General features: G+C 64.9%; 17 protein-coding genes. 3 read left to right on the top strand and 14 right to left on the bottom strand.

All coding sequences use genetic code 11. The features are described from left to right. Window positions 1–50: 50 nt before the first annotated feature. The 3 genes from ACVIHF_RS37925 to ACVIHF_RS37915 all read right to left on the bottom strand — a co-directional run bounded on the left by ACVIHF_RS37925 (window position 51) and on the right by ACVIHF_RS37915 (window position 4,054). Window positions 51–1,361: an HlyD family type I secretion periplasmic adaptor subunit gene (locus ACVIHF_RS37925; protein ID WP_092085270.1), complete on the bottom strand. Its 1,311-nt coding sequence runs from the start codon at window positions 1,359–1,361 to the stop codon at window positions 51–53. Beyond that, window positions 1,358–3,109 (bottom strand): type I secretion system permease/ATPase, encoded by a 1,752-nt coding sequence (locus tag ACVIHF_RS37920; RefSeq protein WP_253604964.1) that lies wholly within the window; start codon window positions 3,107–3,109, stop codon window positions 1,358–1,360. Before ACVIHF_RS37920 ends, ACVIHF_RS37925 begins: the two co-directional genes overlap by 4 nt. A 150-nt stretch (window positions 3,110–3,259) precedes the next feature. Beyond that, on the bottom strand, window positions 3,260–4,054 hold the full coding sequence (locus ACVIHF_RS37915; RefSeq protein WP_456793520.1) for an acyl-CoA thioesterase domain-containing protein: 795 nt from the start codon (window positions 4,052–4,054) through the stop codon (window positions 3,260–3,262). Between the two features lie 65 nt (window positions 4,055–4,119). Between ACVIHF_RS37915 and ACVIHF_RS37910 the strand changes: the two genes are divergently transcribed. Beyond that, the gene (locus ACVIHF_RS37910) at window positions 4,120–5,073 is read left to right on the top strand and encodes a LysR substrate-binding domain-containing protein (RefSeq protein ID WP_456793519.1); all 954 of its coding nucleotides are present in this window, start codon (window positions 4,120–4,122) and stop codon (window positions 5,071–5,073) included. Here the strand turns inward: ACVIHF_RS37910 and ACVIHF_RS37905 are convergent. From ACVIHF_RS37905 to ACVIHF_RS37875, 7 genes are all read right to left on the bottom strand, one after another. Next, window positions 5,070–6,047: an ABC transporter ATP-binding protein gene (locus ACVIHF_RS37905; RefSeq protein WP_310880824.1), complete on the bottom strand. Its 978-nt coding sequence runs from the start codon at window positions 6,045–6,047 to the stop codon at window positions 5,070–5,072. The genes ACVIHF_RS37910 and ACVIHF_RS37905 overlap by 4 nt on opposite strands. Beyond that, window positions 6,044–7,456 (bottom strand): amidase, encoded by a 1,413-nt coding sequence (locus tag ACVIHF_RS37900; protein WP_310880823.1) that lies wholly within the window; start codon window positions 7,454–7,456, stop codon window positions 6,044–6,046. The genes ACVIHF_RS37905 and ACVIHF_RS37900 overlap by 4 nt, the downstream gene beginning before the upstream one ends. Further along, the gene (locus tag ACVIHF_RS37895; RefSeq protein ID WP_076832604.1) at window positions 7,453–7,662 is read right to left on the bottom strand and encodes a hypothetical protein; all 210 of its coding nucleotides are present in this window, start codon (window positions 7,660–7,662) and stop codon (window positions 7,453–7,455) included. The genes ACVIHF_RS37900 and ACVIHF_RS37895 overlap by 4 nt, the downstream gene beginning before the upstream one ends. Then, window positions 7,659–8,732 (bottom strand): ABC transporter ATP-binding protein, encoded by a 1,074-nt coding sequence (locus ACVIHF_RS37890; protein WP_310880822.1) that lies wholly within the window; start codon window positions 8,730–8,732, stop codon window positions 7,659–7,661. Before ACVIHF_RS37890 ends, ACVIHF_RS37895 begins: the two co-directional genes overlap by 4 nt. 3 nt (window positions 8,733–8,735) lie before the next feature. Then, window positions 8,736–9,623 (bottom strand): ABC transporter permease, encoded by an 888-nt coding sequence (locus ACVIHF_RS37885; protein WP_092089726.1) that lies wholly within the window; start codon window positions 9,621–9,623, stop codon window positions 8,736–8,738. A gap of 3 nt (window positions 9,624–9,626) precedes the next feature. Beyond that, window positions 9,627–10,580 carry an ABC transporter permease gene (locus tag ACVIHF_RS37880; RefSeq protein ID WP_456793518.1) on the bottom strand — a complete coding sequence of 318 codons (954 nt, stop codon included), beginning with the start codon at window positions 10,578–10,580 and terminating at the stop codon, window positions 9,627–9,629. A gap of 199 nt (window positions 10,581–10,779) precedes the next feature. After that, a complete protein-coding gene (locus tag ACVIHF_RS37875) occupies window positions 10,780–12,432 on the bottom strand; it encodes an ABC transporter substrate-binding protein (protein ID WP_375167035.1) in 1,653 nt (550 codons plus the stop codon). A gap of 209 nt (window positions 12,433–12,641) precedes the next feature. On the opposite strand from ACVIHF_RS37875, the gene ACVIHF_RS37870 reads away from it, so the two are divergent. Continuing rightward, window positions 12,642–14,249, top strand: a complete 1,608-nt coding sequence (locus tag ACVIHF_RS37870) for an ABC transporter substrate-binding protein (protein WP_456793517.1) — start codon at window positions 12,642–12,644, stop codon at window positions 14,247–14,249. Window positions 14,250–14,411: 162 nt separating this feature from the next. Here the strand turns inward: ACVIHF_RS37870 and ACVIHF_RS37865 are convergent, their stop codons facing one another. Next, window positions 14,412–16,646: a CHASE2 domain-containing protein gene (locus ACVIHF_RS37865; protein WP_456793516.1), complete on the bottom strand. Its 2,235-nt coding sequence runs from the start codon at window positions 16,644–16,646 to the stop codon at window positions 14,412–14,414. Window positions 16,647–16,745: 99 nt separating this feature from the next. Further along, window positions 16,746–20,912 carry a VCBS domain-containing protein gene (locus ACVIHF_RS37860; RefSeq protein ID WP_310880818.1) on the bottom strand — a complete coding sequence of 1,389 codons (4,167 nt, stop codon included), beginning with the start codon at window positions 20,910–20,912 and terminating at the stop codon, window positions 16,746–16,748. Window positions 20,913–21,507: 595 nt separating this feature from the next. Here ACVIHF_RS37860 and ACVIHF_RS37855 point away from each other — a divergent pair. Next, a complete protein-coding gene (locus tag ACVIHF_RS37855; protein ID WP_310880817.1) occupies window positions 21,508–22,260 on the top strand; it encodes a transglutaminase-like cysteine peptidase in 753 nt (250 codons plus the stop codon). 126 nt (window positions 22,261–22,386) lie between these two features. On the opposite strand, the gene ACVIHF_RS37850 is transcribed toward ACVIHF_RS37855, so the two are convergent. Together ACVIHF_RS37850 and ACVIHF_RS37845 are read right to left on the bottom strand one after the other, a co-directional pair. Continuing rightward, the gene (locus ACVIHF_RS37850; RefSeq protein ID WP_050382511.1) at window positions 22,387–23,586 is read right to left on the bottom strand and encodes an ABC transporter substrate-binding protein; all 1,200 of its coding nucleotides are present in this window, start codon (window positions 23,584–23,586) and stop codon (window positions 22,387–22,389) included. Between the two features lie 162 nt (window positions 23,587–23,748). Beyond that, window positions 23,749–25,587 carry an AMP-dependent synthetase/ligase gene (locus ACVIHF_RS37845; protein ID WP_310880816.1) on the bottom strand — a complete coding sequence of 613 codons (1,839 nt, stop codon included), beginning with the start codon at window positions 25,585–25,587 and terminating at the stop codon, window positions 23,749–23,751. Window positions 25,588–25,678: the final 91 nt, after the last annotated feature.

The following is a 25,678-nucleotide window of genomic DNA, read 5'->3' as shown; positions in this document are numbered from 1 at the left end:
GTTCCCGGATTTCGCTGCGCTTCATCCGGGCTACAAGAGCAGCGCGCGGCTCACTTCTCGCGGAACGAGCGCATGAACTGGTCGCTCATCGGCTTCATCAGGTAGGACAGCATGGTGCGGTCGCCGGTCTGGACGAAGGCTTCCACCGGCATGCCCGGGATGATCTTCACCTCGCTGCCGAGGCGCGCGACTTCTTCCGGCGGCATCGAGACGCGGATTGTGTAATAGCTCTGCCCGGTGCGCTGGTCGGTGGTGACGTCGGCGGAGACGCGGGTGACGACGCCGTTCAGCTCCGGCGTGGTGCGCTGGTTGAAGGCGGAGAGCCGCAGAACGGTCTTCTGTCCGACCTGCAGCTTGTCGATGTCCTGCGGATTGACCTTGGCTTCGACCGACAGATCGTCGGCCTTCGGCACGATCATCATGATGGCGTCGCCCGCGGTGATGACGCCGCCGACGGTGTGCACGGTCGACTGCAGCACCACGCCGTCCTGCGGCGCGCGGATGTCGATGCGGCGGAGCTGGTCCTCTGCGGTGACCTTGCGCTCGACGAACTCGCCGATCTTGTCGTTGGTCTCGCGCAGGTCCTTCGAGACCTCCGACAACATGTCCTTGTCGACCTGGATGATCTGCAACTCGGTCTCGGTGATCTTGCCCTTGGCCTGCGCGCGCGAGGCGATGTACTGCGCGCGCTCGCCGGAGAGCCGCGCCGCGTCGCGCTCGAGCGTGGTCAGGCGCGTCAGCTGCACCAGATGCTGCTCATAGAGCTGGCGGACGCCGACCAGCTCCTGCTGCACCAGCGCGATCTCCTTGTCCTTGGCGCTCTCCTGCGCCTGCAGGCCGGAGATCTCCTCGTTGAGCTGGGTGACGCGCTCGCGCAGCTGCGCCTTCTGGCCGGTGCGGCCGTTGACGCGAACCTCGAACAGCTTGGTTTCGCTCGCCATGATGTCGCGAACGTCCGGATCCTTGGCCTGCTCGAGCAGCTGCGGCGGGAAGGTGATCTTGTCGCGGCCCTGCTGCTCGGCCTCGAGCCGGGCCGCGCGCGCATAAAGACCGTTCAGCGTCTTGACCACGATTGCGAGGCTGGCCTTCACGACGGTCTCGTCGAGGCGCACGACGATGTCCCCCGCCTTGACCACGTCGCCGTCGCGCACCCGCACCTCGCCGACGACGCCGCCGGTCGGATGCTGCACCTTCTTGACGTTGGATTCGACCACCACCGAGCCCGGCGCGATCAACGCGCCCGAGATCGGTACCGTTGCGGCCCAGCCGCCGACGCCACCGCCGAGAACCAGAACCACGGCGAGGCCGACGATCAGATGCTTGCGGATCGAGCGATGTGCGTTGCGCGGTTGATCGGTCATGACTTGGCGGCTCCCGCATCCGCGACGATCTTGATCGGCGTCGGCACCGGCGGCGCAGCACGCTGCAGCACCTGCGCAAGCACGGCCTCCTTCGGCCCGAAGGTCTGCATGCGGCCATCCTTCAGCACCAGCAGATGGTCGACGCCCTCGATGCCGATCGGCCGGTGCGCAACCACAATGACGATCGCGCCGCGCTCGCGGGCGCCGCGCACCGCACGGGTCAGCGCCTCGTCGCCTTCGCTGTCGAGATTGGAGTTCGGCTCATCCAGCACGATCAGGAACGGGTTGCCGTACAGCGCCCGCGCCAGCGCCACGCGCTGCGCCTGGCCCGCGGAGAGCGCGGTGCCCTGCTCGCCGACCTGGGTGTCGTAGCCCTCGCGCATCTTGATGATCATCTCATGCACGCCGGCCTCCTTGGCCGCCGCGATGATGCCGTCGGACTTGGCGTCGGGATCGAACCGGCAGATGTTCTGGGCGACCGTACCGGCAAACAGTTCGACGTCCTGCGGCAAATAGCCGACGTGACGGCCGAGCTGGTCCGACGACCACTGGTCGAGCGCGGCGCCGTCGAGCCGTACCTTGCCCCGCGCCGGCATCCAGACGCCGACCAGCGCCCGGATCAGCGACGACTTGCCGGAGCCGCTCGGGCCGATCACGCCGACGCCGCTGCCGGCTTCGACGGCGAAGGTGATGTCCTGCACGATGGCGCGCTGGTCGCCCGGCGCGACCATGGTCACGGCCTCGACCGAAAGCTTCTTCTCCGGCGCCTGCAACAGCGTCTGCTCGGGCCGCGCCGGAATTTGCTGCAGCAGGCGGTTGAGCCGCTGCCAGCTCTGCCGCGCGGCGACGAAGCCCTTCCAATGCGCGATCGCGAGATCGACCGGCGCCAGTGCCCGCGCGCTCAGGATCGAGCCGGCGATGATGATGCCGCCGGTGGCCTCCTGATGGATCACGAGATAGGCGCCGACCGCGAGCACGGCGGACTGCAGCATCATGCGCAGCACCTTGGCGACCGCGCCGAGCCCGCCGGTGACGTCGCTCGCACGCTGGTTGCCGGACAGATATTCCTCGTTGGCCTCGTTCCACCGCCTGTTCATGCGGCCGGCCATGCCCATCGCCACCAGCACCTCGGCGTTGCGGCGGCTGGAGGCGGCGAGATCGTTGCGCCGCGCCGCGAGCGTCATCGCTTCCTTGGCCGGCGTGCGCGACAAGTATTCGGTGATCAGCGTCAACGTCACCAGAATGATCGCGCCGATCAGCGCCGTAACGCCAAGCAGCCAGTGGAAGGCAAAGCAGATCACCATGTAGAACGGCAGCCAGGGTAGATCGAAGAACGCGCCGGGACCCATGCTGCCGAGGAAAGAGCGCACATTGTCGAGGTCGCGCAGCGGCTGCAGGCCCTCGCTGCGATTACCCGCCATCAGCGGCAGCCGCACGACGGTGTCGAACACCCGCGCATTGAGCGCTTCGTCGAGCGAGGTGCCGACGCGGCCGAGGATCCGTCCGCGCAGCAGGTCGAGCACGCCCTGTGCCATGTAGAGGACCGCGGCGATGACCACGAGGCCGACCAGGGTCGGAACGCTGCGGCTCGGCAGCACCCGGTCGTAGACTTGCAGCATGAACATCGAACCTGTCAGGTAGAGCAGGTTGATCATGCAACTGATAAGGCCGACGCCGATGAAGGCGCTGCGGCAAGCGCGCAGCGCCTCAGCCAGTTCGGATCGCCGGACAGCGGGCGCGGCTGCCATAAAAACTGATCTCTGCAAAACAAAAGAGTTACGTGATCACCACGTTGTATAGACGTTTGCGACCACCGTCCATTTTAAGTCGCGTGAACCAAAGCATGGTTCGCGGCCTCATTTTGTGATCGCACCGACAGTTGACGGAATAAATTAGGGTTAACCGGCGGCGGAACCCTGGCCTCGCGCGGGCGCGCTTCCCGGAAGCGGTACGAGAATGACCGACATCGAGACCCGGCCGATCTCGCCATCCACATCGAGCAACACCCCGCTGCCGACGCCGAGCCCGGCCTCCGGGCGCCAGCGAGCCTCGGCGCGAACGCCGATCCAGGCGCCCCGCGGCGACCGGAACAGCTGCACCGCAAGGTTCGGATTGGGGTCTGCCACCACGTTCTGGACCGGCCGCGCGATGCCGTGGGTCCAGTCAGCCGGGCCGAGCACCCGCGCCAATGGGCCGGCGGCCGCAATGACGGCGTGATGCAAGCGAAACCAGGCGGTATCGCCGCCGGCACGGGCTTCCATCGCATCCATGAACCAGCTGCGGCCATGGACCGCGTGTGGGCTGCGCAACGGAAACACCGTGGGATCCACCGGATCGGCTGAGCACCCGTAAAACCCCGGGACCTCGACGGCACGCTCGCGCGACAGCGTCACGCGCACCGTCGCGCAGGGTTGCTCCTCACCGGCCGGCCAGAGCGTGTTGTCGACGACGCTGACCCGGCCGCCTTCGGTCACCACGGTAACGTGCGTGCGCAGTTCCGCCATTGGCGTCGGCCGCAGGAACCAGGCCGCCGCCGAGATCGCGGTGCCCCAGTTGCGCGCGCCGGCCATGGCCTCGACCTCGCCGGTCAGCAGGCTTGCGACCGCCCCGCCCTGAAGGCCTGTGAACGGCCCGGCCGCCAGCGCCGCGGGCTTCCAGTGATGGGGCGTGGCGAGCGGTTCGAAGATGGCCAAGGCGAATGATCCCCTGAGATGAGCAGGATTGAGCGTTCGGCCAATCTGATCCAAGAATAGTGGCCATGACAAAAGGCCATTCATCACTTCAGGTGAGCGGCATTCACCCATTGGATGCCCCCGATCCGCGGGTGATCCCGCCGCTGCCGGCGCTGCTCGCCTTCGAGCGTGCGGCCACCCAGCTCAGCTTCCGGCGCGCCGCGCGAGACCTGTCGCTGAGCCCGTCGGCAATCAGCCACCAGATCCGCGGACTGGAAGAGCAGTTCGGCACCAAGCTGTTCGTCCGCGGCGCGCGCCAGGTGCGGTTGACCGACGACGGCGAGCGCTACCTTGCAAAAGTGTCGGCCGCGTTGGCGACACTGCAGGAGGCGAGCCGTGACATGCTGCGGCGACGCGGTGAGGCCGGCAGCGAGCTCTGGATCAGCTCATTGCCGTTCTTCACCAGCGCCGTGCTGCTGCCGGCGCTTCCGGAGTTCAAGCTGCGCCATCCGCAACTGACGCTACGGATCGAGGCCACCCACCAATATGCCGACTTCAACGGGTCGCGCGTCGATGTCGCGATCCGCTACGGGCGGGAACACGCCGCCGGGCTGAAGGTCGAGCCGCTGGTACAGGTCAAAGGATTGCCGGTCTGTACGCCGGCGCTGGTCAAGGCGGGTCTTCGGACCCCTGCGGACCTGTCGCGCGAGGTGCTGATCCATGTCACGACGCAGCCGCGGGCGTGGCCGGCCTGGCTGAAGGAGGCCGGGCTGCCGAATCTCGCTCCGCGCGGACATCTATGGCTCGACAGCGTGCCGGCGATGCTGGAGGCCGCCGAACACGGGCTCGGCGTCGCGATTGCGATCGCCCCCCTGATCAAGGCGCGGCCGGGCTTGGGCAAGCGGCTGGTGGCGCCGTTTGCGTTCGAGGCGGCGCACAGCGAGACGATCTACCTGGTCTCCCGCACCGAGCAGGCGCGGGACCGCCGCATCGCTGCGGTGCGGCGCTGGATTGCCGACGCCGTCGCGCGGGCGAGCTAGGCCGTGGCGGGCGCCGGCTCGGCCAGGATGCACCGTGCCAAACGGCCGGGAGCGACCTGCACGACCGGCGGCAGGCTCTCGCTGCAGCGCGGCTCGGCGAACTTGCAGCGCGGTGCAAAGGAGCAACTGGCCGGCGCGTGATCGAGCGACGGCGGAGTGCCCGGAATGGTTTCCAGCCGCTGGCCGCGCATCGCGCCGTGAATGGTCGAGGCCAGCAGGCCCTTGGCATAGGGATGCACCGGCGAGCGCACGATGTCGCGCAAGGCGCCCTGCTCCACGATCTGACCGGCATACATCACCGCGACCCGATCGCAGATCTCGATCGCGACACCGATGTCGTGGGTGACGAAGATAACCGACATGCCGAACTCGCGCTGCAGCTCGCGCAGCAGCAGCAGGATCTGGATCTGCACGGTGGCATCGAGCGCCGTGGTCGGCTCGTCCGCGAGCAGGATCTTCGGCTTGCAGGCCAGCGCCAGCGCGATCATCGCACGCTGGCGCATCCCGCCCGACATTTCGTGCGGATAGGAGTCCAGCCGCCGCTTCGCGGAGGGGATCCGCACCACCTCGAGCATTTCGAGCGCGCGGGCCGTGGCCTCGCGCTCGCTCTTGCCCTCGTGGCGCATCACCGTTTCCGCGATCTGGCGGCCGATGGTGTAGACCGGATCGAGCGCCAGCGCCGGCTCCTGGAAGATCATCGAGACGGTCTGGCCGCGGAATGCGGACAGCGCCTCGTCGTCCATCGCCAGCACCTCCTGGCCCAGCACCTTGACGCTGCCGGAGATCTGCGTGCGTTTCTTCGGCAACAGCCGCATCAACGCGCGCAGCGTCACGCTCTTGCCCGAGCCGGACTCGCCGAGCAGCCCCAACACCTCGCCCTCGCCGAGCTGTAGGCTGAGATCGTTCACGGCATGAACCGTGCGATCGCCGGTGAAGCGGATGTTGAGGTTGTCGATCTCGACGAGGTTGGTCATGCGAGCTTGGGCACCCTGGCGTGGAAATCGGTGGCACGCTGGAACGCGGCGCCGATTCGGAGCAGAACCGCTTCCTCGAAGGAGCGGCCGATCAGCTGCATGCCGACCGGCAGACCCGTCTTGGTGAAGCCGGAGGGAATCGAGAGCGACGGCAGGCCGAGATAGTTGACCGGGCGGGTGAAGCGCGTCAGCCGCTGCAGCACCGCGTCGGCGCCCGGACCATTGCCGACATCACTCTCCGCAATCGTGGGTGCCGGCACCGGCGATGACGGCGCGATCACCGCATCGACCCCGTTGACCGCCGCGTTGTGCGCGGCGAGCGCGGGACCACGCCAGCGCATCGCCTCGAGATAGGTGACCGCCGGAATGGTCAGGCCGTTCTGCAGCCGCATCAGGACCTGCGCGCCGTAATCCTGCGGCCGCTCGATCATCCAGCGCTTGTGGAAGGCGGCAGCCTCGACCGCGAGCACCAGTTGCGATGCCGCAGAGAGCTGGCGCTGATCGGGCAACTCGACCTTGATGATCTCGGCGCCCTCCTTTTTCAGGGTGGCGATACTCTCGTCGAGGATACGCGCCACCTCGGGATCGAGGTCGTCGACATAGAACGCCGTCGGCACGCCGATCTTCAGGCCCTTCAGCGACTGTTTGGTCGCGGCCATATAGTCCGGGACCGGCTGCGTCGACGCCGTCAGATCCTCGGGGTCGGCGCCGGCCATCAGGCCGAGCAGCAGCGCGCAGTCCTCCGCGGTCTGCGCCAGCGGACCGACGGTATCGAGCGACTGCGACAGCGGCATCGCACCGGCGCGGCTGATGCGGCCGACCGTCGTCTTCAGGCCGGTGACGCCGCAGAAATGCGCCGGCATGCGCACCGAGCCGCCGGTGTCGGAGCCGAGCGCCGCGAAGGTGAGCCGCGCGGCGACCGCCGAGCCCGAGCCCGACGACGAGCCGCCGGTGATGTGCTCGGTGTTCCAGGGATTGCGCACCGCGCCGTAATGCACGTTGTGGCCGGTCGGCCCATAGGCGAACTCGACCATTTGCAACGAGCCGAGGCGGACTTGTCCGGCATCCTTCAGCCGCTGCAGGGCGGTCGCAGTCGTCTTCGGCACGAAGTCGCGGCGTATCAGCGAGCCGCAGGTCACGACCTTGCCGGCGTCGTAGTACATGTCCTTGTGCGCCAGCGGCACGCCATGCAGCACACCGCGACTATTGCCCTTGGCGAGCGCGGCATCGGCCTCGGTGGCGGCGGCCAGCGCCTGCTCGGATTCGATCGCCATATAGGCGTTGAGGCGCGGCTGCCATTCCGCAACGCGATGCAGCACGGCGCGCGTCACCTCATGCGAGGAAACTTTCTTGTCGGCGATCGCCTTGGCGACCGCGGTCAGCGTCATCAGGGCCGGATCAGAACTCATTTCGACACCTTCTCGATCTTCTGCGCGATCTGCGCCAGCAGGAAGCTCGCGGGTTCGAGATCGAAGGGCAGCGTACCGGAGATCGGTGCGAAGCCGTCGAATGCCGGCCCGATCGAATTGGCGATCCGGGTGGCGACTTCGTCGTCGGCGGGCACGTCGGCGACGTGCGCGATCACCTTGACATCCTTGGGAGTAGGTCTGGTCATGCCGCGTTTTCTCCTTTTGCTTTTGTCGGCGCGCGGCTGTGCCCCGAGCCAGGAATGGCCATGTAGCACGCCGCTTGATGGCTCATTGTATCGAGATCGCTGAGTTTTGGCGTGTCGTTTGCGCAGAGCGGCTCCGCAAACGGGCAACGGGTGTGAAACCGGCAGCCCGGCGGCGGATCGATCGGATTGGGCGGATCGCCCGAGATCGGCGGCACCTCGGTGCGCTTGTCGGGATCGGATGACGGCATCGCCGCCAGCAGCGCGCGGGTATAGGGATGCGCCGGCGCGTCCCAGACCGCATCGACCGGGCCGAGTTCGACGACCTCGCCGAGATACATCACCAGCACGCGGTCGGAGATGTAGCGGACGACGTTGAGATCGTGGCTGATGAACAGGTAGGTCAGGCCGAATTCGCGCTTCAGGTCGGCGAGCAGATTGAGCACCTGCGCCTCGACCGATTTGTCGAGCGCGGACACCGCTTCATCGAGGATCACGAGCCGCGGCGACAGCGCGAGCGCACGCGCGATATTGACGCGCTGCCGCTGGCCGCCGGACACTTCGTGCGGATAGCGGTTGGCGAAAATCTCCGGCCGCAGGCCGACCTTGCCGAGCAATTCGCGCGCCAGCGTCCGCGCCGTGTCGTCGGCCATGCCGTGGACCTTTGGCCCGAAGGCGATCGATTCCTCGATGGTGAGGCGCGGGTTGAGCGAGGCGTAGCTGTCCTGGAACACCATCTGCACGCCGCGCCGCAAATCGCGCAGCGAGAGCGACGGACCGACCTGCCGGCCGTCATAGATGATATCGCCGGCATCGCGTGCCATCAGGTGCATCAACAGCCGCGCCGTGGTCGACTTGCCGCAGCCGGATTCGCCGACAATGCCGACGGTCTCGCCCTTCATGACCGCGAAGGTGACGTCGTCGACGGCGCGCACGGTCTTGCGCGGGCTGAACAGGCCGCCGCGCACCGGGAAGTGCTTGGTCAGTCCCTTGACCTGCAGCAGCGGCTGCGCGGCGCCGCCGATGTCGGCGACCGGCTCCAGCATATCGACGGAGAGATTGGCGTCGCTCATGCTCTAATTCCTGATGTCCATGGCGCTGCGCATGCCGTCGCTGAGCAGATTGAAGCAGATCGAGACCGCGAAGATCATCGCGCCCGGCAGCGCCGCGACCCACGGATTGACGTAGATCGCAGTACGCAGCGTGTTCAGCATCAAGCCCCATTCCGGCTCCGGCGGCTTGGTGCCGAGCCCGAGGAACGACAGACCGGCCGCGAGGATCATCGACACCGAGATCAGGCCGGTGGCGTAGACGAAGATCGGGCCGAGCACATTGCCGAGCATGTGGACGCGCATGATGGTGAAGGGCCCGGCGCCGGACGCGCGCGCCGCCTCGACGAAATCCATGTTGCGGACGCCGGTGGTGACGCTTTCGGCGACGCGGGTGATCTGCGGCACGAACACGATGGTCAGCGACACGATCGAATTGGTGATGCCGGCGCCGAGCGCACCCGAGATCGCGATCGCCAGCAGCACCGAGGGAAAGGCGTAGAACACGTCGACCGTGCGCATGATCGCGGTGTTGAGCTTGCCGCCGACATAGCCGGCGACGAGGCCGAGCGAGGTGCCGATCACGAACGCAAAGATCACCGGCAGGATGCCGATGACCAGCGACAGCCGTCCGCCATAGATCAGCCGCGCCAGCATGTCGCGGCCGAGCTCGTCGGTGCCGAGCGGATAGCCCGGCGTGCCGATATGGCGCAGGCGGCGGATCATCGAGCCCTGATAGGGATCGGCAAGATGCAGCCACGGCGCCAGCAGCGCGGAGGCAAAGATCAGCACCAGGATGATGGCGCAGGCCATGCTGACCTTGTCGCGCCTGATGCGGCGGGCAACCGTCGCCCAATAGCCGCGCGCCTTGGTGGTCGGGGCAGCCTGCAACGCAGTATCGCTCATCGCGCTCATGCTCTAACTCCGCTTGATGCGCGGATCGATCGCGGCCTGCGCGATGTCGACCAGGAGGTTGAGCAGCACGAAGAACAGCGCCAGCACCAGGATCGTGCCCTGCAGCAGCGGCAGATCGCGCTGGAAGATCGCCGAGTTCAACAGCAGGCCCGAACCCGGCCAGGAGAACACGGTCTCGATCAGGATCGAGCCGCCCAGCATGTAGCCGAGCTGCAGGCCCATCACCGCGAGCGCGGTCGGCGCCGCATTCTTGATGACGTGGCGAAACACCTCGGTCTTGCGCAGGCCTTTTGCGCGCAGCGCCTCCACGAAATCCTGGCTCAGGATGTCGCCGGTCAGCGCGCGCACCGTGCGGGTGACGATGCCCATCGGGATCACCGAGGTGGTGATCGCCGGCAGCACCAGATAACGCAGATGCTCCCAGTCCCACGCCCAGGCGCCGGAGCCGCCGGGACCTGCGCCGACCGCGGGCAGCCAGTTGAGCTGCACCGAGAAGATGATGACCAGCACCATGCCGAGCCAATAATGCGGCAGCGACACGCCGGCTATCGCCACCGAGGTCGCGACCTTGTCGACCCAGGTGTCGCGGAAATAGCCGGCGATCAGGCCGAACAGCAGGCCGAGCGTAAAGCCGATCATCGCGGCCGCAATCGCCAGCATCACGGTGTTGCCGACGGCACGCATCACCTCGGTCAGGACGGGCCGCCCGGTTGCGATCGAATTGCCGAGATCGCCATGGATCGCGCGCCACAGCCACAGGCCGAATTGCACCGGCAACGGGCGATCGAAGCCGTAGGCCGTGCGCAATTGCGCGGCGAGCTCCTGCGAGGCATCGGCGGGCAGCACCGCGACCAAGGGGTCGCCGGGCGTGATGTGCACCAAGAGGAAGCACACCAGCGCCACGCTGAGCACGATCGGAATGACGTAGACGATCCGTCTGGACGTATAGGCGAACACGTTGCGTTCTTTCTTCCTTCTCACCTTGTGGGAGAAGGTCGCGCGCCGAGCGCGCCGGATGAGGGGTTTCTATCCGCGGATACAGTCATTTCAGATCGGAGAGGAGCGCCCGCGGAGACAACCCCTCACCCGGCTTAGCTTTCGCGAAGCCACCCTCTCCCACAAGGGGAGAGGGTACACCTATTGCGCGGCTAGCGCCTCACGGCGCGACCGTGACCGGCGAGAAGTCGACGAACCAGCTCTTCGGCTGCACAAATCCCTTGATCTTCGGGCTCATCGCGCGCGGTGCGACGTCGTGGGCGACATAGAGGAAGGCCGCGTCGTCGACCGAGGCCGCATGCAGCTCGGCCAGCGCGGCGTCGCGCGCCGCCGGCTCGAAGGTCTGGCGGGCCTTCTTGACCAGCTCGTCGAACTTCGGGTTGTTGTTGAAGCCCCAATTGTTCGATACCGGCGGCGCCATGCCCGACTGCAGGAAGCGCACCAGCGCGAAGAACGGATCCATCGCCGCATAAGTGACGTTGATGGCGTTCGAGCCGTTGGCGGTCGGATCCTTGGTGCCGCGCCGCCAATTGGTGAACAGCGTGTTCCACTCGATGACGTCGAGCTGCACATCGAAGTAGCATTCGGCCAACGCCTGTTGCAGATACTCGTTCATCGGCAGCGGCAGCATCTGGCCCGAGCCCGATGCCGAGGTCTGGATCTTGACCGTCAGCTTCTTGTTCGGACCGAAGCCCGCCTCCTGCATCAGCTTCTGCGCGGCCGGCTTGTCGTACTTGATCTGGAAGGTCGGGTTGCCGCGCCAGGGATGGCCGGGCTCGAACGTGCCGGTCGCCGGCACCATCAGGCCGGCAAGCAGGCCGTCACGCAGCCCTTCGCGATCGATGCAGAGATTGGCCGCCTTGCGGACGCGGATGTCATTCCACGGCGAGCCCTCGACGCGCGAGAACTGCCACGGCCAGACATGTGGCTCCTCGTTGGAATAGAGGTTGAAACCACGCTGCTTGATCTCGGGCAGCGCGTCCGGCGCCGGCGCCTCGATCCAGTTGACCTGTCCCGACAGCAGCGCCGCCGTCCGGGCATTGGCCTCCGGCATCGGCAACAGCACCATCTTGTCAGCCTTCGGCACCCGTGCCTTGTCCCAGTAATTCTCGTTCTTCACCAACTCGAGCCGCTCGCGCGGGGTGAAGCTCGACATCTTCCAGGGGCCGGTGCCCGACGCGTCCTTGGCGAACGCGGCCCACGCGGCCTGCGACTTCGCCTTGGCGTCGGCGCCTTCGGCCTTGTCGTAGAATTTCTGCCACTTGGCCGGGCTCGCCATGAACAAATTGGTGAGGTTGATCGGCAGGAAGCTGTCCGGCTCCTTGGTGGTCAGCTCCACCGTCATGTCGTCGATCTTGCGCGCCGAGACCAGCGTCGGCATGCGCGAGGCGGTGACGCCGACCTGGCTCGCATCGTATTGCGGCGCGTCCTGCTTCAAGACCTTGTCGACATTCCAGACCACGGCGTCGGCGTTGAACGGCGAGCCGTCATGAAAGGTGACGCCGGGGCGCAGCTTGAAAATCCACTTGGTCTTGTCGGCATCGTCGACCTTCCACTCGGTCGCGAGGCCCGGAATCATCGCACTTGCCTTGTCCGACGAGGACAGGTCCCACATCGTCAGCGCGTCATACATCGTCAGACCCGTGAAGCGATTGCCCTCAAAACCCTGGTCGGGCTGGCCGAGCGTGCGCGGAATATCGGCAGCGGTCATGCCAATGCGCAGCACAGTCTCGGCGCCGGCGATCGCCGGCACGCCTGTGGCTATCGCAAGCGCCAGCATGATCGCCGTCGCATTGGTTTTCCTGTTACGCATCTGAGCAGCCCCTTCGAGTCTGGTGACGTCTTGGTGATTATTTCTTGGGCAAGCGTATGCAATGCCTGTGCCAAGGGGAATAGTTCATCAGCAAATAACCGCCGGGCGCGTCATTTCTTCCCACCTCGGGCCCGAACGGAGCGAAGATGCCTATTCTGGCATCATGCTTGCAGGATTTGGCTCCGACGTCTTTCCAACGGAGCCTTCATATGCGTGCGCGCAATTCGATCCTGATGGCGGCAATGGCGCTTGCCTTGACCGCGGGCTTGCCGGCCATGTCGGCGCAAGCCGAGTCCATTGTGCGCTACGGCATTTCGATGGCCGACATTCCGCTGACCACCGGCCAGCCCGATCGCGGCGCCGGCGCCTATCAGTTCACCGCCTACACGATCTACGATCCGCTGGTTGCCTGGGAGATGGATGTTGCCGACCGGCCGGGCAAGCTGGTGCCCGGGCTTGCGACCGAATGGAAGGTCGACGACAGCGACAAGACCAAATGGCGCTTCACGCTGCGCAAGGGCGTCAAATTCCACGACGGCAGCGACTTCAATGCCGACGCGGTGATCTGGAATCTCGACAAGGTGCTGAACGACAAGGCACCGCAATTCGACAAGCGGCAGAGCGCGCAGGTCAAGACCCGCCTGCCTTCGGTTGCGAGCTACGCCAAGGTCGACGATTTCACCATCGAGATCACCACCAAGACGGTCGACTCCTTCTTCCCCTATCAGATGCTCTGGTTCCTGGTCTCGAGCCCCGCGCAATATGAAAAGCTCGGCAAGGACTGGGACAAGTTCGCCAGCCAGCCCTCCGGCACCGGTCCGTTCAAGCTGACCAAGCTGGTACCGCGCGAACTCGCCGAACTGACGAAGAACCCGGGCTATTGGGACAAGAAGCGGCTTGCGAAGGTCGACAAGATGATCCTGATCCCGATGCCGGAAGCGCTGACCCGCACCAACGCGCTGCTGGCCGGCCAGGTCGACCTGATCGAAACGCCGGCGCCCGACGCCGTGCCGCAGCTCAAGGCCGCCGGCATGAGGATCGTCGACAACGTGACGCCGCATGTCTGGAACTATCACTTGAGCGTGCTGCCGGGCTCGCCATGGACCGACATCCGCCTGCGCAAGGCGCTCAACCTCGCGATCGACCGCGACGCGGTGGTTGGCCTGATGAACGGCCTCGCCAAGCCCGCCAAGGGCCAGGTCGATCCGTCGAGCCCGTGGTTCGGCAAGCCGACCTTTGAACTGAAATACGATCTCGCAGCCGCCAGGAAGCTGGTGGAGGAAGCCGGCTATTCGAAGGACAAGCCGCTGAAGACGACCTTCATCATCGCCCAGGGCGGCACCGGGCAGATGCTGTCGCTGCCGATGAACGAGTTCCTGCAGCAGAGCTTCAAGGAGATCGGCATCGACATCGACTTCAAGGTGGTCGAGCTCGAGACATTATATACGCACTGGCGCAAGGGCGCAGCCGACGAGATGAATGCCGGCATCACCGCCAACAACATCGCCTATGTCACGTCGGATCCGCTCTACGCCATCGTGCGGTTCTTCCACTCCGGCCAGGTCGCGCCGGTGGGCGTCAACTGGGGCGGCTACAAGAACCCGAAGGTCGATGCGCTGATCGACGAGGCCAAGCAGACCTTCGATTCCGCCAAACAGGATGCGCTGCTGGCGCAGGCGCACGCGCTGATCGTCGACGATGCCGCGCTGGTGTGGGTGGTGCACGACACCAATCCGCACGCGCTGTCGCCGAAGGTGAAGACCTTCGTGCAGGCGCAGCACTGGTTCCAGGATCTGACCCAGATCGGGCTGGAATAGACATTCCATTGTCGTCCCGGCCTAGCGCGCAATTGCGCACGGGAGCCGGGACCCATACGCCGCGGCCGCCGCAATGGGCACGCGGCGAGACGATCTTCCGTCAACGACCATTCGTGGTTATGGGTCCCAGCCTTCACCGGGACGACAGCGGGCTTGCGTCGGCTATTTCGTCGTCAACGCGAATGCGCCGTTCCAGTCGTCGGGCGGCGGCTCCTTTTGGAAGGCGTGGATGCGCGCCTCATAGAGCCGGTAGAGATATTGCAGTGTCCGCGCCTCGTCGGTCTTGCGGCCGCGTTCGATCGCGGCGAGCGCGCCGTCCCAATCGCGGCCGCGGTAGCAGGCGAGCATCTCGATGGTCAGGTTGCGCAGCCGCTGGAAGCGGCCGGAGCTCGCGACATCCTCGCGGCCGGCAATCGCATAGATCACCTCGGGCTCCTTCTTGCCCTTGACCATGATGAAGTCGAGCTCGAGGATCGCAAACTTCTCCTTCACCGCGAGCGCGGTCTTCGATCCCACGATGATCGGGAAGCCGTACTCCTTCGATTGTCCCTCAAGCCGCGAGGCCAGATTGACGCTGTCGCCGAACACCGAATAGTCGAAGCGCACATCGGAGCCCATATTGCCGACCACGCAGGAGCCGGTGTTGAGGCCGACACCGATGTTGAGCGGCACATAGACGTGGCCGCCGTCCTTCGCCTCCTGCTCGCGCTCCCGATTGAGGTCATCGACGCGCTCCAGCATGTCGAGCGCCGCATCGCAGGCGTTGAGCTGGTGCTGCTTGTCATCGAGCGGCGCGTTCCAGAACGCCATGATGGCGTCGCCCATATATTTGTCGATGGTGCCCTTGCGGGCGAGGATCGCGTTGGAAAGCGGAGTAAGGAAGCGGTTCATCAGCGCCGTGAGGCCCTGCGGATTGCTCTTGTAGGTTTCCGAGATCGAGGTGAAGCCGCGCATGTCCGAGAACATGATGGTCATCTCGCGTTCCTCGCCGCCGAGCACCAGCCGCTCCGGCGACTGCGCCAGTTGCTCGACCAGCGCCGGCGACATGTACTGCACGAATTGCGACCTGATCTGTCGACGCTGCTGCTGCTCGCGCACGAAGGCGGAGAAGATCAGCGTGAGATAGATCGCCGTGGTCGACATCAGCGGATAGGTGAAGTCGATCAGCAGCCGGTGCTGGGAATAGAAATACCAGGAGGTGCCGATCAGCACCGAGGCAAACAGTCCGCCGACGGCGACCAGCGTGATCGGACCGAACTTCGGCGCGAAGGCGATCACCAGAAGCCCCATGATCAGTGCGGCGAAGAACTCGATGCCGATGCCGTAATTCGGCTGCGAAACGACATCGCCGGTCAGCGCGCTCTCCAGCACCTGGGCATGGACCTCGACACCGGGCATCGCCGGCGTCACCGGCGTCGTCTTGATGTCGTTCAGCCCGGTTGCTGAGGTGCCGATCACGATCAGCTTGCCGGCAATTCGGTCCGGTGAGACGCGCCCGTCCAGCACATCGACCGCCGAGACATAGATCGAGGGATCGCGGCGGGCGTAGTGGATCCAGAGTTGGCCGTGGAGATCGGTCGGGATCGCAAAGCCCTTGAGACCCAGGCTCTTGATACCGGCCTTGTCGGCCTTGATCAGGATCGTGCCGGAGCCGCTCGCCACCCGCAGCATCTCGAAGCTCAGCGACGGCATGGTGATGCCCTGCGCCACCATGATCATCGGCACGCGCCTGACGATGCCGTCGCGCTCCGGCCTGATCGTGAACAGGCCGCGCCCGGCAGCCGCCTCCTCGAGCACCGGCACGTTGCGCAGCAGCCCCGGGAACATGAACATGAAAGGCTGCGGCTCCTCGCCGAGCATCGCAAGCCCGGTGACCGGAAGCTTTTCGTTGAGGTCGGCGCGCACGTTGGGCCCGCCGGATTCGCCGAGCACCACGCGCGAGTTCTTGATGGCTTCGGCCATGATGCTGTCGTTGCTCGGCAGCTGCCGCAGCCTGGCGCGCATCTCCTCATCGAGGCTGCTGAACGTATCGGCGGCGATGTCGGGGTTGAGACGATCCGGCTCGGAGAACACCGCGTCGAACGCGATCACCACGGCGCCGAGCCGGGTGAGATTGGTGACGATGTCTGCGAGCCGGGTCCGCGGCCACGGCCACTGTCCGAGCCGGGGATCGGCGAGGCTCTTTTCGTCGATGTCGACGATGGTGACCGGCCGCGCGGTCTTCTGGCGCGGCTGCAGCACCTGGAATGTGTCAAACGTCCTGACGCGAAGCTCCTGAACCGGAGCCGGATCCACGATCCGCAGCGCGGCAATGCCGATCAACAGCGCCACGCAGACCAGCCGCGCATAGCCGAAGCGCCGTGCGAACCACCTGCGTATCGCCTTCAGCCGTTTCATGCCATCTGGATATCACGCGCGCAGAATTGTTCCAATCGAGCAAGCATGCGCAGTGCACAATCAGCCGGGCCAGCCCCCGGCGGCACGGCCGCGCGCCCGTCACGTAAAATGAATGATGAAGTCGTTCTGGGACAGGCTCGCCTTCGCGACATTGTGCAATGTGATCGTGTCTGCGCTGTCGATCGTGATCAGCGTATCCGCCGAATTGGTCGGCGATGTCGCAACATGCTGATCGAACCAGCTACTGAAGGTGCTTGCCGAGACGACCGTGGACAGGTCGATCTGGTCCTGGCCTGGCGTGAAGTTCAGGATCGTGTCGTGGTTGAAGTTCGGCGCAAACACGAACTTGTCCTGGTACCCCGATCCAAAGAACACGTCCTTGTCGCTGGTCCCGGTCAGGATCACGGGCTCGGGCCGATCCTGTTGGACGTTGAAGATCAGGTTGACCGTATCGGTTGCGCCATGGCCATCGGTCACGGAGAGCGCGATCGTGTCGGTCGCTGGAGCTGTCTGGCCGGGGTTGTAAACGAGGCCCGACGATCCAAGCGCGGTGTTGATGCCGGAGAGAAGCCCCTCCTGCGACGAAGGCGCAACGCTGCTGCCCGCACCGGGCGTCGTCACCGCGGCCATGGTGAAGGTCTCGTCGGCCGTCGCATCGGCGTCCGTCACGGTCAGGCCGGAGATCGTCTCGGTCCCGTTGGGATGTTCGGTGATACTGACGTTGTCGGTGTGGATCACCGGCGCGTCGTTGGCGCCGATCACGTCGATCGTCAGCTTCGCGGTCCCGACGGCGCCATGCGCGTCGATCGTCTCCACATCGAACGTGTCGGCATAGGTGCCCTTGCCGAGCGCGTTGATAGCGGCAGCATCGGGAACATAGCTGTAGGTGCCGTCCGGGTTGACGGTCAGCGAGCCGTAGAGGCCTGCGATCTGCGTGACCGCGGCGTGGTCCGAATTGAGCGCGGCATAAGTCAGCGTCGCGGTTTCGCCATGGTCGACGTCGTTGCCATGGAGCGTGCCGGTCAGCGTGCCGAACGTGTCGTTATCAGCGGTATCGGTGAGCGTGCCGGCATTGACGTCGGCGAGTGTCGGCGCGTCGTTAGCGCCGTTGATCGTGATCGTCACGGGCTCGCTGACGACGCCGCCATGGTGGTCGTCGATCTGGATCGTGTAGGTCAGCGTCAGCGTCTCGCCGAGGGCGAGATAGTCGAAATTCTGGTCCGCGGCCGAGAACGTCCAGGTCGACGATCCGATTGAACCGCCAGTCGCGTCCGTCAACGTACCCAGCGACAGCCAGTTCAGGATCGTGGACTCGTCGGGCAGGCCCGTGGTCGCCCCGGATTCGGCGACGCCGGCGATGGTCATGGTGTGGGTATCGCTGAGATCCACATCGGTGAACGTCATGGTGCCCGATGTGCTGTCCGGTGTCGATGAACCGGTCGTATCGGGTTGTTCGGGGATGATGGCCGCCTGAGGCGCCGACGTGACGATCGGCGCGTCATTGCTGCCGGTAATCGTGATCGTGACCGGTTGGCTGATCACGCCGCCATGATGGTCATTGACCTCGACCGTATAGGTCAGTGTCAGTGTCTCACCGTCGGCAAGATAATCGAAATTGCGGTCGGCGGCCGAGAAGGTCCAGGCCTGGGATCCGGCGATCCCGCCGGTCGAATCGGTCAGCGTCCCCAGCGAGAGCCAGTTCAGGATGATGGACTCGTCCTCAGGCAGGCCTGTGGTCGTTCCGGATTCCGCGACGGCGGTGATGGACACGATGTGGGTGTCGCTGAGATCGACGTCGGCAAATGTCACCGCGCCCTGGGCCACGTCGAGCTTGATCGATCCGGTCTCGCCGATCATCTCGGGGACCGTGGCGGTCGGCGGCTCCGACGTGAACGTCGGCGCGTCGTTGGTGCCCGTGATGGTGATGGTGACGGGCTGGGTCGCGACACCGTCGTGGTGGTCGTCGACCTGGATCAGGTAAGTCAGCGTCAACGTCTCGCCGACGGCGAGATAGTCGAAATTCCTGTCGGCGGCCGAGAAAGTCCAGGCGCGCGATCCGGTTACGCCGCCGGTCGAATCCGTCAGCGTGCCGAGCGACATCCAGCCCAGTATCGTCGCCTGATCGGGAAGCCCTGCGGTCACGCCAGTTTCGGTGACGCCGGCCACGGTGACGCTGTGGGTGTCGCTGAGATCGACATCGACGAAGGTCACGGTACCGGATGCGGTATCCGGCACGACCGAGCCGGTCGTCTCCTCGGCTTCAGTGATGGCGGCCAACTGGGTCGGCGAGGTGATCACCGGCCTGTCGTCGGTGCCGACGATCGTGATGGTGACCGGCAGCGTGACGACGCCGCCCTGATGGTCGTCGATCTCGACCGTGTAGGTCAGCGTCAGCGTCTCGCCGGTGGCGAGATAGTCGAAGCTCCTGTCGGCGGCCGAGAACGTCCAGGAGCGCAATCCCGTCACGCCATCGGTCGAATCCGTCAGCGCGCCCAACGACAGCCAGCTCAGCACGGTGGCATGGCTGGCAAGTCCGGTGGTGACGCCGGCCTCGGTGACGCCGGTGATGGTGACCGTATGCGTGTCGGTCAGATCCGCATCGGTAAATGTCAGCGTGCCGTGCGCCGTATCAGGCTGGGCGGAATTCGTCGTTGCTGGGAGTTCGGTGATCGAACCGGCCTGCGCCGAGGACGTCACCACCGGGGAGTCGTTGGTGCCGGTGATCGTGATCGTGAAGGTCTTGAACGTGGTCTCGTTGTTCGGTGCGAAATTGTTATCGACGCGCGCGACATAGGCCAGCGTCAGCGTTTCTCCGGCAGCCAGGAAGTCGAACGCGCTGTCGGCAAGGTTGTAGGTCCAGGTCGCCGAACCGGCATTCTTGTTGTTCGGATCGGGCTCGAGCAGCAACGGGATCTCGACGGTCTTGATGGCAGCGAGCTGCGCTGCCGTCAGCGATGAGGTCACGTCGCTGCCGTCGGCGTCCCGGTAGCTGAACGCGGAATAGTCGACCTTCGCACTCGGTATGTCACCGACATTGAGGTCCAGCCACTTGATCTGGCCCGTCGCGGTGTCGAACAGCCCGCTTTGGGTCAGCCCCGGCCGCTCGGTGAACGCCGCGTCCTGGGTCACGACCTGCGGCGGCCCCGGGATGTGGTCAATCCTGCTGTTGGGAACGCCACCGGCCTGAGGGCCGGTCGTGTTGACGAAGGTCAGCAGAATGATGATCGGCGCGCCACTGTCGCTGCTGGTGAGCTTGAAGCTGCTCGATACCGGGACGACGCTGTCCGTGAAGTTGGTGGTGAGCTTGGTGTTGGGATTGTTGTTGTCGGTGAACTTCAGCGCGAAGACGTCGGAGATCAGCTTCTGCGCATCGGTCGACAGTTGCGCCGACGAGACGAAGCTGACGCTGCCCTGGCCGTTGACGATGGTCTGGGTGCCGGCCTGATCGACGGTCGCGATCGGATTGAGCGTCGTCTTGTCGAACAGGATGTAGGAGCCGGTGCTGCCATCGGGCTCGACCAGCACCTGGAATTTGGCCGGCGGCACGCCGCCGGTGCCCTGCACGTCGAAATCGATCTCGACCAGCACCGCGGTGCCGCGGATGCCCATGGTCGCGACCGGCGTATCGACCTTCATGTCGCCGTGCTTGGCGGTCGCGCCGGCCACGAAGGAGATCGTGCCCGAGACCAGACTCATCAGCGACGTATTGCTCGACCCGTTCGGGTCGTAGATCATTTCGTTCAGCACCATCTTGGCGTTCGGTCCGAGACCGAACACGGTGCCGTCGATGAAGGTGATGCCGAGCGTAGAGTCGCCGCCGGACTGCACCACGTCACCCTTGTTGACGTTATCGCCCTGGTTCAGGACGATCGCGACGCCGTTGCGGATTGCCGTGGCGTTCCCGGTCAGCTTGGTGACATGGCCGATGACCTTAGCCGGCTCCGCCGCGCCGCCGGCCTGGGCATATTGGGTGTAGCCGGTGAGTGCGTTGACGAGATCGCCGGTGAGATGCGCGCCGTCAGGCGACGCCAGCGGCGCGCGCTTCTCGCCCTTGAAATAGTCGTGCAGGACGAGTTCCCGATCGTCCTTCGCGATGACGAGGTCGAGCCCGGTCCGCTTGAAGTCGCCGGTGAACAGCAATTGCCCATCGTCGACGATGATCGCGCCGGGCGGAGCATGCGTGGAAACGCTGTCGACGTGCACATATCCACGGGCATAAGCGTCCGTGTTCGGCAACAGGCCGTCGAATTTCTCGACAAAGTTCACTGCGGATCACCGCACGAGAGTTAATATTGTTAAAATATCCGAATGATTATGCCTGCATATCATCGGATAAAGCTTGGCGAAACCACTCTGTGCTTGCGCAAGGTGGCCCTGTTGTGCGGATTGACTGGATGTGACTTGGCTCACGCTGTGAAGAGCCGTGTAGTTCGGATTCGCCTGACGGTACCATAAGGTGGGATTTAAGCCAAGATACGTACTGAGCCACGTATTCGTGGTATTGATTGGCATTTCTGTACTTGCCTCTATTTCCCCTTAGCCCAGAGCGGGCATTTGACCCCAATTTCCCGGCCAAAGCTGTGACTTAGCTTACAAATCACAGCAGTCCCGTGCGCGGACCGGCCGGGTTAACCAGAAGGCAAGGATGAGTTGCAAAGCAGTGGAAAAAGGTTCGCCGCTTCCTTTCACAAACCGGTAAAGTTTTCGGGACCCCAAGCAGGCGCCCTTTAGCCTCTTCCCCTGATTCCCCACATCTTAAGTCGATTCGAAGGGATCGTTGGTCATGCTGCCCGGCATGAAACGATCCGGTCGCGTGCGCGGTGCAATGTCCACCCGCCGAAGAGCGGACAGGGGGTGTCAGATGAGATTCTCGCTTCGCCCGCTTGCGCTGCGCGCCGTCATGCTGGGCTTCGGCCTGGCGCTGGCCGCGCCGGTTGCCGAGCTCAATGCCGCTTCGCTGCTTTCGCCCGGTCCGGCGACGCTGATCAGAAAATCGACCGAGCCGTTCGGCCTGACCACCAGCCTGCTTGCCGACGGCGGCCTGCACGACAAATGGCTCGGCGTGCAGCGCCAGCTCGCCGACGAATTGGAGCAACTGGCAGCCTGCGAGAGCGACCGCGCCGGCTGTGCGTCGCCGGCGGCGCTGCGATTCCTGGCGATCGTCGATGCCGGACGGGCGCGTCAGGGTCGCGCCCGGCTCGGCGAAATCAACCGCGCGATCAACCTTGCGATCCGTCCGGGCAGCGATCTCGTGGCCTATGGCGAGCCCGACGTCTGGGCGACGCCGCTCGCCACCTTCGCCCGCGGCAGCGGCGATTGCGAGGACTATGCGATCGCGAAATTGGTGGCACTGCGCAAGGCCGGCGTGGCGCCGGAAGATCTGCGGATCGTCGTCCTGCATGACCTCGTCGGCGGCGAGGACCATGCGGTGGTCGCGGCGCGGCTCGACGGCCGCTGGCTGACGCTCGACAACCGCCGCATGGCGATGATCGAGGACAACGACATCAGGAGTTTTCGGCCGACCTTCGTGATCGACCAGCACGGCGTCAGCCGCTATGTCGATGCCCCGCTCGTTGCCGAGGCCGCTTGGCGGCCGGCGGCGCGTACGAACTAAGAGCCGGCCAGACATACTTTCCGTCATTGCGAGCGAAGCGAAGCAATCCATCCCTCCGCGGAAAGATGGATTGCTTCGTCGCTCGCTCCTCGCAATGACGAGTGAATCCAGATGAGCGACTACCCGTCAGAACATCAGATTGTCCTTCACCAGCACCCAGCGGCCGCCCTTGACCTGCTGCACCTGGGTGATGGTGTTGGCGAGATGATCCGTCTTGGAGAACTTGGTCGGCGGCGAGCTGAAGATGTCGAGGAATTTGTCGCCTGACTCCAGCGAGTCCAGCATCTTCTGGCCGGAGAGATCCTTGCCCGCCTTCTGGGCGTAGAAGGCGAAGGTCATCACCGCGTTGTAGCCGATGATCGCCTGGGTGTTGGCGTCGGTGTTGAACATCTTCTTGTAGTTCACCAGCCAGTCCTTCACCTTGCCCTTGGCCGTGTCCTCGTAGGGAATCTCGAAGCCCGAGGCCGCATAGAGCCCTTCGACGGCTTCCTTGCCGAGCGCCGGCACTTCGAGCACGTTGGTCGGGGTGGCGCCGAGGAACGTCACGTCCCAGCCGAGCTTCTTGGCCTCGTTCATCGCGCCGATGGTCTCGCGGATCACGGTGCCGAGCACGACGAGGTCGCAGCCGTCGGCCTTCATCTTGGCGACCTGCGCCGAGAAGTCGGAGGCACCGCGCTTGTAGCTCGTGACCGAGGCCGGCTGCACCTTCATCGCGCCAAGCTGCTGGGTGAAGCCGTCGAGCACGTTTTTGCCGTACTCGTCATCCTGATGCATGATGCAGGGCTTCTTGAAGTTCTTCCACTCCATCATGTATTTGAGCGCGGCGCGCGTGCTCTCGACATAGGGCAGGAGGTTGTTGAACTTCAGCCGCTCCTGCGGCTTGGCGGGATCGAACTTGAAGGTGAATTCGGCGGCCGTCAGCGGGAACAGCTGCAACACGCCCGCATCGAACAGGATGTCCTGCGCGGCGAGCACGGTCGGCGAGCCCATCGGGCCGATCATCGCGAACACCTTGTCGCGCTCGACCATCTTCTGCGAGGCCAGCACCGCCTTCTTCGGATCGTAGCCGTTGTCCTCCAGGATCATCTTGATCTTGCGGCCGTTGATGCCGCCGCCGGCGTTGATCTCCTCAACCGCCATCTTCATGCCGTTGGACACCGGAACGCCCCAGACCTTGATCGGGCCGGACAAGTCCTGATGCGTTCCGATCACGATCTCGGTCGGCGAGATGCCTTCATTGGTGACCTTGGTCTGGGCTGCGGCCGGCAGACAGGTCAGCGCCAGCGCACTCACCGCAAGGCCCAGCGCCTTCAGCGATTTCGACATTGCAGTCTCCTCCTTACATGGCCCATGTTAAGCGAAGGGTCGGGCCTGCTCGCTCCTTCGCCAATTCGGTGTCGTCGAATCCCTTCTTTGAGCATGATCTCCGCGCAAGCGCTGCGCGCTTGTCGCGAGGGAAAACCGTTTCACACTTTTCCGGATCATGCTCTATGCCACCGCGCGTTCGCCATACATGGCAGCGATCTCGGCCGCGTAGCGCTTATTCACGAAGCTGCGCTTCAGCTTCATGGTCGGCGTCAGCTCCTCGTCCTCGGGCGTGAGCTGGCGCTCGATCAGATAGAATTTCTTGACGGTCTCGACGCGCGCGAACTTCACGTTGACCGCCTCGACCTCGCGCTGGATCAGATCCTGGATTTCGCGTGCGCGGCACAGGCTCGCGTAATTGGTGAAGGGGATGTCGTGATCCTGGGCGTATTTCTCGACATTCTCCTGGTCGATCATGATCAGGCAGGTGAGATACGGCCGCTTGTCGCCGATCACGACCGCATCCGAGACATAGGGCGAGAACTTGAGCTGGTTCTCGATCTCGGACGGCGTGATGTTCTTGCCGCCGGAGGTGATGATGATGTCCTTCATCCGGTCGGTGATCTTGACATAGCCTTCATTGTCGATCGTCCCGACGTCGCCGGTGTGCAGCCAGCCTTTGGCGTCGATCGTCTCGGCGGTCTTCTCCGGCTGGTTGAGATAGCCCATGAACAGGAAATCGCCCTTGATCAGGATCTCGCCCTTCGGGCAGATCATCACCTCGCCCCAGGGCGCGGCCTTGCCGACCGAGCCGAGCTTGATGCGGTCCGCCGGCATCATGGTCGCGACGCCGCAATTCTCGGTCTGGCCGTAGACCTCGCGCATGTCGATGCCGAGCGCGAGATACCAGCGGATCAGATCCGGCGAGATCGGCGCGGCGCCGGTCAGCGCAATCCGGCAGCGGTCGAGCCCGAGCATGCGGCGGATGTTGCGGAACACCAGCCAATAGGCCGCGCGGTTGGCGAGCCGCAGCGACAAGGGCGGCGTCTCGCCCTGCAGCCGGCACTCGGTCATCCGGTTGCCGATCGCGAGCGCGCGGGCATACATCCAGTTCTGGAACGGGGTCGCATCCTTCAGCGCGATGGTGATGCCGGAATAGAACTTCTCCCAGATCCGGGGCACCGCGAGGAACGCGGTCGGCTGCACCTCGCGAAGATTGTCCGGCACCGTCTCCGGGCTCTCGGCGAAATTCATCACCGATCCCAGCGCGAGCGAGAGGTAATAGCCGCCGACCCGCTCGGCGACGTGGCAGAGCGGCAGGAACACCAGCCGCTCCTCGCTGTCGGTCGAGGGGTAGAGATCGTTGGCGTGGCGCATCTGGTGCGTCACGCTGCGGTTGGAATGCATCGCGCCCTTGGGCGGGCCCGTGGTGCCGGAGGTGTAGACCAGGATCGCGAGATCGGAGGCGGTGCGGCTGCCGGTCATCTCGTCCCACAGCGCCGGATTGCCCCAGGCATGATTGCGGCCGAGCGACGTGAATTCCGCGAGCGACAGCACCATCGGATCGGAAAAGCCGGAGAGGCCTTCCATGTCGAACACGACGATCTTCTCCAGCGTCGGACAGCGCGACCGGCAGGTCAGCACCTTGTCGAGCTGCTCCTCATCCTCGACGAAGATCACCCGCGTGCGGGAATCATTGATGAGGTATTCGACCTGCGCCGCCGAATCGGTCGGATAGATGCCGGAAGAGACGCCGCCGGCGCATAGGATGCCCATGTCGGCATAGACCCATTCCGGCACCGCGTTGGCGATGATCGAGCCAACGTCGCCGGGACGGAAGCCTGTGGCATGCAGGCCGTAGGAGATGTCCTTGGAGATCTGCAGCCATTCGCGCCAGCTGGTCGGTTGCCAGATGCCGAACTTCTTCTCGCGGATCGCGGGCCTGTCGCCACGCGTTTGAACCGCGAGCAGAAAGCTCCTCGCGATCGTGTCGGCAACCGTCAGCACCGCTGGTCCGGCCATGCGCGCTCCCTCCTCTGCCGCCGGTCTCACGCGCCGGCTTGTGTTGCCGGTCTTGTTGGCGAAACTGGCCTGAAATCTAGCTCCAACTCTC

The sequence above is a fragment of the Bradyrhizobium sp. USDA 4506 genome (assembly GCF_054058795.1).
The sequence above is the reverse complement of the archived record's forward strand: the minus strand, read 5'-3'. Positions and strand labels throughout refer to the sequence as shown.

Bases quoted from the DNA above. Each gene is read 5' to 3' on its own strand.
- ACVIHF_RS37850 (WP_050382511.1), bottom strand. From the start codon at position 23,586: ATGTCGAAATCGCTGAAGGCGCTGGGCCTTGCGGTGAGTGCGCTGGCG.
- ACVIHF_RS37895 (WP_076832604.1), bottom strand. From the start codon at position 7,662: ATGACCAGACCTACTCCCAAGGATGTCAAGGTGATCGCGCACGTCGCC.
- ACVIHF_RS37875 (WP_375167035.1), bottom strand. From the start codon at position 12,432: ATGCGTAACAGGAAAACCAATGCGACGGCGATCATGCTGGCGCTTGCG.
- ACVIHF_RS37920 (WP_253604964.1), bottom strand. From the start codon at position 3,109: ATGGCAGCCGCGCCCGCTGTCCGGCGATCCGAACTGGCTGAGGCGCTG.
- ACVIHF_RS37865 (WP_456793516.1), bottom strand. From the start codon at position 16,646: ATGAAACGGCTGAAGGCGATACGCAGGTGGTTCGCACGGCGCTTCGGC.
- ACVIHF_RS37925 (WP_092085270.1), bottom strand. From the start codon at position 1,361: ATGACCGATCAACCGCGCAACGCACATCGCTCGATCCGCAAGCATCTG.
- ACVIHF_RS37845 (WP_310880816.1), bottom strand. From the start codon at position 25,587: ATGGCCGGACCAGCGGTGCTGACGGTTGCCGACACGATCGCGAGGAGC.
- ACVIHF_RS37910 (WP_456793519.1), top strand. From the start codon at position 4,120: ATGACAAAAGGCCATTCATCACTTCAGGTGAGCGGCATTCACCCATTG.
- ACVIHF_RS37905 (WP_310880824.1), bottom strand. From the start codon at position 6,047: ATGACCAACCTCGTCGAGATCGACAACCTCAACATCCGCTTCACCGGC.
- ACVIHF_RS37870 (WP_456793517.1), top strand. From the start codon at position 12,642: ATGCGTGCGCGCAATTCGATCCTGATGGCGGCAATGGCGCTTGCCTTG.
- ACVIHF_RS37855 (WP_310880817.1), top strand. From the start codon at position 21,508: ATGAGATTCTCGCTTCGCCCGCTTGCGCTGCGCGCCGTCATGCTGGGC.
- ACVIHF_RS37900 (WP_310880823.1), bottom strand. From the start codon at position 7,456: ATGAGTTCTGATCCGGCCCTGATGACGCTGACCGCGGTCGCCAAGGCG.
- ACVIHF_RS37890 (WP_310880822.1), bottom strand. From the start codon at position 8,732: ATGAGCGACGCCAATCTCTCCGTCGATATGCTGGAGCCGGTCGCCGAC.
- ACVIHF_RS37885 (WP_092089726.1), bottom strand. From the start codon at position 9,623: ATGAGCGCGATGAGCGATACTGCGTTGCAGGCTGCCCCGACCACCAAG.